Consider the following 7,835-nt stretch of genomic DNA (forward strand, 5'->3'; position numbering starts at 1 on the left):
CTCGTCGTCGGGGTGCGCTGCACCCGTCCGCCAACCCTGCCGCACGCCGGCTCGGAGGACGCCGCACCCCACCGGCGCACAGGGGTGTTCCACGGGTACACCTGTGCGGACGCTCCGGATCCGTACGGTGGATCTGACACACGACCGCACCACCACGACGACGGGAGCACCCATGCACACCAGGACACTCGGACAGGGCCTCGAGGTGTCGGCGATCGGCCTCGGCGCGATGGGCATGTCACAGAGCTACGGCCCGAACCCCGGCGACCGCTCGGCGATGATCGACGTGCTCCGGTACGCCGTCGAGTCCGGGGTCACCTTCATCGACACCGCCGAGGTGTACGGCCCGCACGACAACGAGGAGCTGGTCGGCGAGGCGATCGCCCCGGTCCGCGACCGGGTGGTGCTGGCGACCAAGTTCGGCTTCGACATCGTCGACGGGCGCTCGGTCGGCGTCGACTCGCGACCGCAGCACATCCGGCAGGCGGCCGAGGGGTCGCTCCGGCGTCTCGGCGTCGAGAAGATCGACCTGCTGTACCAGCACCGGGTCGACCCGGACGTCCCGATCGAGGACGTCGCCGGCACGGTCGGTGAGCTCGTCGCCGAGGGCAAGGTCGGGCACTTCGGGCTCTCCGAGGCGGCTGCGTCGACCATCCGCCGCGCGCACGCCGTGCACCCGGTCACCGCCGTGCAGAGCGAGTACTCGCTGTGGACGCGCGATCCCGAGCCCGAGGTCCTGCCCGCCTGCGCCGAGCTCGGCATCGGGTTCGTCCCCTTCAGCCCGCTCGGCAAGGGGTTCCTGACCGGCACGATCACGCCCGGTGCGTCGTTCGGCGAGGGCGAGATCCGCGGGAAGGTCCCCCGGTTCCAGGCCGAGAACCTCGCCGCGAACCAGGCCCTCATCGACGCCGTCCGTGAGCTCGCGGCCGCACGGGACGCCTCGCCGGGACAGATCGCACTCGCGTGGCTGCTGGCACAGCACCCGTTCATCGCGCCGATCCCCGGGACGCGCCGGACCGAGCGCATCGACGAGAACGCCGGTGCCACGGCCGTCGCGCTGTCGGCTGACGACGTCGCGTCGCTCGACGGGCTCGCCGAGCGCGTCGGTGTGGCCGGCGACCGCTACGACGCGGCCGGCATGGCGGCCGTCAACCGCTGATGCACAGACTGGAGGCCCGGTGCCAGCTGGCACCGGGCCTCCCGTCCGCCGTGTGGTCGCGCATGGACCGTCGAATCGCGCGTTGGCAGGCGGATGTTCCACCCGACCACGCGCGAACCGACCTCCCGTCCCCCGCGTGACGGGAAGGAACGCGCTACTTCGTCAGGACCGCCGCCACCTCGGGGATGCGGTCGACGTACCCGCGCACCAGGTCACGGGCGACACTGACGCTGTCGACCAACGGGTGCAGCGCGAACGCCTTGAGGGCCTCGTCCTTCGACCCGGTCAGGGCGGCCGCGATCGTGTGGCGCTCGACGGCCTTCACCTGGCTCATCAGCCCGATCTGGTGCAGGTCCGGCTGGTCCGTGGTCATCGGGTGCACACCGTTCGCGTCGACCATCGTCGGGACCTCGACGACCGCGTCGCGCGGGAGCCCGGCGATCGTGCCGTTGTTCCGGACGTTCAGGATCATCGTCTGGCGCTCGTTGCGGCTGATCGCGGCCATGACCCCGAGGGCGACCCCGGCGTAGCCCTGGTGGGACGGGTCGGTCTCGCGCTCCTTCGGGTCGAGGGGCTCGTCCTGCGTGCCGCCCTTCGCCTCGGCCATGTACGAGGCGCTGCGCCGCTCGACGGTCTGGCGCCAGAACTCGGCCACGCCGTCACCCGCGGCGCTCGCGCGCTCGTAGAAGGCGGACTGGCTCTCGGCGAGGAAGTCGCCGCGGGTCTTGCCGGAGCCGACGATCGTGCGGACCGCGTCACGGTTGAAGTAGTAGTAGTACAGGTACTCGTTCGGGATCGAGCCGAGCGAGCGGATCCAGTCGAGGCCGAACACGTGCCCCTCTTCCATCGCCCCCAGACGCTCGTCGTCCGCCATCAGCTCGGGCAGGACGTCGCGGCCGTCGTACATCACGCGGCGCATCCAACCCAGGTGGTTCAGGCCGACGTAGTCCATCTGCACGCGGGTGTGGTCGAGCCCGAGCATCCCCGCCACACGACGGCCGAGGCCGGACGGCGTGTCGCAGATGCCGAGCACGCGGTCGCCGAGGACGGTCTGCATCGCCTCGGTGATGATGCCGGCGGGGTTGGTGAAGTTCATCACGTAGGCGTTCGGGGCGAGGTCGCGGATGACCTTCGCCGCATCGACCATGACGGGCACGGTGCGGATGGCGTAGGCGAGCCCGCCGGGGCCGGTGGTCTCCTGCCCGAGGACGTTGAGGTCGAGCGCGACGTGCTCGTCGCATCGTCGTCCCTCGAGCCCGCCGACGCGCAGGGCCGCGAAGACGTAGTCGCTGCCCTCGACCGCGCGGTGCAGGTCGGTGGTGGGCTTCAGGACCGGGGCGTCGGGGAAGTCCGCGGCGAGCTCGGTGAGGATCGCCACCATGGCGTGCAGCCGGACCTCGTCGACGTCGTACAGCGCGACCTCTTCCACGCGCGGCGACCCGGTGTCGCGGAGCAGTGCCTGGTACACGTACGGCGTGCGGAACCCGCCGCCTCCGAGGATGCAGAGCTTCATGTGGTGATGACCTCTCCGCCGGCGTTCCGGCTGTGTGCGAGTGTTTCGTCGGGAGCGCCGGTCGTGGTGATGACCACGTCGACGTCGGTGAGGGAGCAGAGCCGCAGGGCGCCGCTGCCGGGGAACTTGGCTTCGGACGCCAGCAGGACGACCCGCTCGGCAGCGGTGATCATCGACTGCTTGATCGGGGCCTCGACCGCCATGTTGTCCACGACGTGCCCGTTCGCGCGGACACCCGTGCACGACAGGAAGAGCAGGTCGGCGCTGACGTGTTCGAGCGCCGCCTCGGCCAGGGAGCCGACGAGCGTGCGGTAGTTGCGCCGGACGACTCCGCCGAGCAGCACGAGCCGGACTGCCTCGTCGTCCCGCAGGACGTCGAACACCGCCAGGTTCGTCGTGATGACGGTGATGTCGCGGCCGCGCAGCAGCTCGGCGATCTGCGGGGTGGTCGTGCCGATGTCGAGGATGACCACCTGGCCGTCCTGCACCATCGCAGCGGCAGCCACCGCCATCCGACGCTTCAGGTCGAGGTCGCCGGCAGCTTCGAACGGGGTCTCGATCGGCTCGGGGCCGTCGCCGTCCTGTGCGGTCTGCCGGGGAGCGACCACGGCGCCACCCCAGGTGCGGACAAGCTCGCCGTTGCGGTCGAGCATCTCGAGGTCGCGGCGGATCGTCGCCGGGCTCACGGACAGCGCGTCGGCGAGTTCCTGGACCGAGGCGGCCCCGCCGACCCGCAGCGCCGTGATGATGCGGTTCTGCCGCTCACGCAGGATCATGGCGTCACTGTATCCGAACTCGCGCAACCTCACGCAAGATCGCGCAACCGAATCGTGATCTGGAGCAGACTTAACAAATCTGGTGCAATCGAGTAACGTCCTCGCAACACCAAGCACGCAGGCTTGAGCATCACCAGCGGTCCCGTCCCGGAATGCGCATCCCTGCGCAGGGACGATCCGCAACGATGAGGAGAAGCCGTGACCGCACTGCTGTTCGCCGGCGACGTGTTCTGCGACCTGGTCTTCGCCGGCGTCACGGCGCCGGAGCAGGGCGCGGAGGTCTACGCGGACGCGTTCACGGTCACACCCGGCGGGGTGGCGAACCGTGCCGTGGCCGCCGCCCGGGCCGGTGCACCGACCAAGCTGCTCAGCCGGCTCGGCGACGACGTGCTCGGCCAGCACGTGTACGCGACGCTCACCGCTGAACCGCTGCTCGACACCAGCCTGCTGACCGTCGTGCCAGGCCACCAGAGCTCGGTGTCGGTCGCGCTGACGGGTCCCGAGGACCGCAGCTTCATCACGTACGAGGAACACCTGGACGCCCTCACCGTGCCCGAGGACCTCGGACCGGTCGCCGCCACCCACGTCGGCATCGCGGCGCCCCTGCCCGCATGGGTCGCCGAGCTCCGCGCGACGGGCACCACGGTCGTCGGCGGGGTCGGGTGGGACCACACCGGTGCGTGGTCGGGCGGCGTGCTCGACCGGCTCGCCGAGGTGGACGTCTTCGTGCCGAACCACGTCGAGGCGATGCGGTACACGCGCACCGACACGGCACTCGACGCCGCGAAGGCCCTCGCCGAGCGGGTGCCCCTCGCCGTCGTCACCTGCGGCGGAGACGGTGTCGTCGCGGTGGACTCGGCGAACGGCACCGTCGTCACCGCGCCGACGGTCCGCGTGGACGTGGTCGACCCCACCGGCGCCGGCGACGTGTTCGTGGCGTCGTTCATGGCCGGGGCCCACCACGGCTAGGACCTCCCGACCCGGCTGCGCTTCGCCGCGGCGAGCGCCGCCTACGCCGTCACCGGACTCGGGGGTGCCGCGAGCGCGCCGCACCCCGAGCAGCTCCGGGCCTTCCTGCGCCGCACGGCCGCCCCCGGCGACTGGTCGTTCCTCGACGCGGTCGCCCCCAGCCACTGACTCCTCCCGCACTCCCCCAACCCGAAGCCCACTCGAAGGACTGGACCACCATGAAGCACTCCAGCAAGGCGACGATGGTCATCGGCGTCGCCGCAGCCCTGGCACTCGGCCTGACCGCGTGCACGCCGGGCGGATCGGCAGCCCCGGCCGCGTCGCAGAGCCTCGGCCCCGTGTCGAAGGACGTCGGGTCCGGCAAGACGACCCTGACGGTCTGGGACCAGAACACCGACACCGGCATCAACGACGCGCAGCAGGAGCTCAACGACGCGTTCGAGAAGGCGCACCCGAACATCACCATCAAGCGGGTCTCGCGCTCGTTCGCCGACCTGAAGACGACGCTGAAGCTCGCGCTGTCGGGTGACAACCCGCCGGACGTCGTGCAGGCGAACCAGGGGTACCCGGACATGGGTGCCTTCGTGAAGGCGGGCTTCCTGCGCCCCGTGAACGACTACTCCAAGCTGTACGGCTGGGACGACTACTACCCGTCGAGCCTGCTGAAGCTCAACTCGTTCTCGAGCGACGGCAGCACCTGGCAGGGCGACGACCTGTACGGCGTCTCGCAGACCGGCGAGCTCGTGGGTCTGTACTACAACAAGGAGGTCCTGCAGCAGGCCGGCATCGACAGCCCGCCGACGACGGTCGCCGAACTGACCGCGGACATGGCGAAGGTCAAGTCCGCCGGGTCGCTGCCCCTGAGCTACGGCGACGTCGAGAAGAGCCCGGGCATCCACCTGTACGGGCTGGTCCTCTCCGCCCTGGCCGGACACGACGCCGTCAACGACCTGGTCGCGGGCAAGTCCGGCAGCTGGACCGGCGACGACGAGGTCAAGGCCGCCAGCACCATCACCGACTGGGTCGACAAGGGCTACGTCACCGAGGGTGCGAACGGCGTCTCACGTGACGACGCCGTGAGCACGTTCGGCAAGGGCGGCTCGGCCTTCCTCATCACGGGGACCTGGTACCAGGCCACCCTCGAAGCCGCCGCCAGCGCGAAGGACATCGGCTTCACCGCCCTGACCCCGCCCAGCGCATCGAAGCCGGTGACGATGGGCGGTGAGGGCCTGGCGTGGGCCATCACCTCCAAGACCAAGAACGCGAACGCCGCTGCGGCCTACGTCGACTTCGTGACGAACGCGAAGGCCGCCGAGACGCTCGTCGACAAGGGCAACCTGCCGACCGTGGTGCCGGACGACGACACCCCCGCCGAGGGGACGATCGCCGGGGACATCACCAGCAACTACAAGGCGATCTCGTCGTCGAACAGCATCACCCCGTACCTGGACTACGCGACGCCGACGTTCTACGACACCATCACGGCGGCGATGCAGGACCTGGTCGCGGGCAAGGCGACCCCGGAGCAGTACACGAAGACGCTCCAGGACGACTACTCCGGTTTCGTGAAGAAGTAGCGGGGCGACCACGTGACCCAGTTCACCGGGACCACGGCGGGTGCTGCCGAGCGCAGCACCCGCCGCGGGCGGGCCCGCCCGACGACCGGCGGTGTCCGGAAGCGGCGGCGGAGCCTCGTCGCCTACCTCTACATCCTGCCGGCGTTCGTCGTGTTCGCCGTGTTCCTCGGGGTGCCCTTCCTGCAGAGCATCCAGTACTCGTTCTACGACTGGGACGGGCTGTCCGCCGCGACCTGGGCGGGGTTCGCGAACTACGCCGGCGTGGTCACGGACCCGCAGCTCCGCGCGGCCTTCGGGCACGCGCTCGTGCTCATGGTGTTCTACGCCGCCGTGCCGGTGGTCGTGGCACTGTTCCTGACGTCGATCATCTCGCGGGCGAACGGACTGCGCGGGATGTCGTTCTTCCGCACCGTGCTGTTCCTCCCCCAGGTGATCGCGTCCGTCGTCGTCGCGACGATCTGGGTGTCGATCTACTCGGCGGACGGCCTGCTCAACGACGCACTCCGACTGGTCGGGCTCGGCCAGCTCGCGCAGGTCTGGCTCGGCGGGTACGACACGGCGCTGCCCGCGATCGGGTTCGTCGGCACCTGGCTGAACGTCGGGCTCTGCCTGGTCCTGTTCCTGTCCGGCGTCGGCAACATCCACCCGAGCCTGTTCGAGGCGGCACGCATCGACGGCGCCGGAGCGGCGCGCGAGTTCTTCTCGATCACGCTGCCGTCCCTGCGCGGACAGATCGCCGCAGCGCTCACACTCACCGTGGTGTCCGCGCTCAAGTCCTTCGACCTGGTCTACGTCACGACGAGCGGCGGTCCGGGGAACTCGACGTCGGTCCCCGCGTTCGAGGCGTACAACCGGGCGTTCCAGACCGGGCAGGTCGGGTCCGCCGCGGCCGTCGCGGTGTCGCTCACCGTCGTCATCCTGATCGTCACGGCGCTGATCAGCCGCATCCAGCCGAAGGACGTCGCATGAGGATCTCGGTCCGCGAGAAGACCGTCAACTACGTCATCCTGACGCTGTTCGCGCTGTTCGCGATCATCCCGCTGATCGGGGTGCTGCTGTCGTCGGTCACCCCGTCGGCGCAGAACTCGGGTGGCTTCAGCGTGCCGTCCACCATCGACCTCGGGAACTTCGGCGCCGCCTGGAACCAGGGGCACTTCGCGTCGTACATGCTGTCGAGCGTGCTGGTGACGGTGTCGGTCGTCGTGCTCACCACCGTCCTCGCCGTCTTCGCGGGGTTCGCCTTCGCACGGCTCGACTTCTTCGGGTCGAACGTGATCTTCTTCGTGATGCTCGCCGGCCTGATGCTGCCGGCCGAGGCGTTCATCATCCCGCTCTACTTCAACCTGCGCTCGGTCGGCCTGACCGACACCTACACGAGCCTGATCCTGCCGCAGACCGCGCAGTCCCTGGCGTTCGGCATCTTCTGGATGCGCAGCCAGTTCCGCGCCTTCCCCGGCGAGGTGATCGAGGCCGCGCGGCTCGACGGCGCCCGCGACGTCAAGTTGCTGTGGCAGGTGATCGTGCCCGCGGCCGTCGCGCCGATCATGACGATGGCGCTGCTGATCACGATGTGGACGTGGAACGAGTTCCTGCTCCCCCTGGTCCTCATCACCAGTGAGGACCACCGCACCGCGCCCCTCGGCCTGGCCTTCTTCAAGGGCGCGCACCTGACCGACTACTCGTTGCTCTCCGCTGCGGGGGTGATCGTCGCGCTGCCGATCGTGGTCCTGTACTTCTTCCTGCAGAAGCGGTTCATCTCGGGGATGCTCGGCGGCTTCGCCGACCGCTGACCCGGCCACCCCTGATCCGTGGCCGGGATCGGATTGGAGGCTCGTGGCGGG

7 protein-coding genes are annotated in these 7,835 nt (G+C 69.9%); 5 read left to right on the forward strand and 2 right to left on the reverse strand.

Translation table 11 applies throughout. From position 1 onward, the window contains the following. Window positions 1-172: 172 nt before the first annotated feature. The gene (locus tag ASG04_RS13305) at window positions 173-1,159 is read left to right on the forward strand and encodes an aldo/keto reductase (RefSeq protein WP_056125210.1); all 987 of its coding nucleotides are present in this window, start codon (window positions 173-175) and stop codon (window positions 1,157-1,159) included. A gap of 154 nt (window positions 1,160-1,313) precedes the next feature. Here ASG04_RS13305 and ASG04_RS13310 read toward each other — a convergent pair whose 3' ends face one another. Further along, a complete protein-coding gene (locus tag ASG04_RS13310) occupies window positions 1,314-2,672 on the reverse strand; it encodes a 6-phospho-beta-glucosidase (RefSeq protein WP_056125213.1) in 1,359 nt (452 codons plus the stop codon). Continuing rightward, window positions 2,669-3,448 carry a DeoR/GlpR family DNA-binding transcription regulator gene (locus ASG04_RS13315; protein ID WP_056125214.1) on the reverse strand — a complete coding sequence of 260 codons (780 nt, stop codon included), beginning with the start codon at window positions 3,446-3,448 and terminating at the stop codon, window positions 2,669-2,671. Before ASG04_RS13315 ends, ASG04_RS13310 begins: the two co-directional genes overlap by 4 nt. A 198-nt stretch (window positions 3,449-3,646) precedes the next feature. Here ASG04_RS13315 and ASG04_RS13320 point away from each other — a divergent pair, with 198 nt between their 5' ends. The 4 genes from ASG04_RS13320 to ASG04_RS13335 all read left to right on the forward strand — a co-directional run bounded on the left by ASG04_RS13320 (window position 3,647) and on the right by ASG04_RS13335 (window position 7,784). Next, complete coding sequence (locus ASG04_RS13320; RefSeq protein ID WP_056125216.1) at window positions 3,647-4,417, forward strand: carbohydrate kinase family protein; 771 nt, start codon at window positions 3,647-3,649, stop codon at window positions 4,415-4,417. A 218-nt stretch (window positions 4,418-4,635) separates the two neighbouring features. Further along, window positions 4,636-5,994, forward strand: coding sequence for an extracellular solute-binding protein (locus tag ASG04_RS13325; RefSeq protein ID WP_056125218.1), 1,359 nt, complete (start codon window positions 4,636-4,638; stop codon window positions 5,992-5,994). Between the two features lie 12 nt (window positions 5,995-6,006). After that, window positions 6,007-6,963 (forward strand): carbohydrate ABC transporter permease, encoded by a 957-nt coding sequence (locus ASG04_RS13330; protein ID WP_082518123.1) that lies wholly within the window; start codon window positions 6,007-6,009, stop codon window positions 6,961-6,963. Beyond that, on the forward strand, window positions 6,960-7,784 hold the full coding sequence (locus ASG04_RS13335) for a carbohydrate ABC transporter permease (RefSeq protein WP_056125220.1): 825 nt from the start codon (window positions 6,960-6,962) through the stop codon (window positions 7,782-7,784). Before ASG04_RS13330 ends, ASG04_RS13335 begins: the two co-directional genes overlap by 4 nt. The last annotated feature ends 51 nt before the right edge of the window (window positions 7,785-7,835 follow it).

It is taken from the genome of Curtobacterium sp. Leaf183 (assembly GCF_001424385.1).
Lineage (GTDB): Bacteria > Actinomycetota > Actinomycetes > Actinomycetales > Microbacteriaceae > Curtobacterium.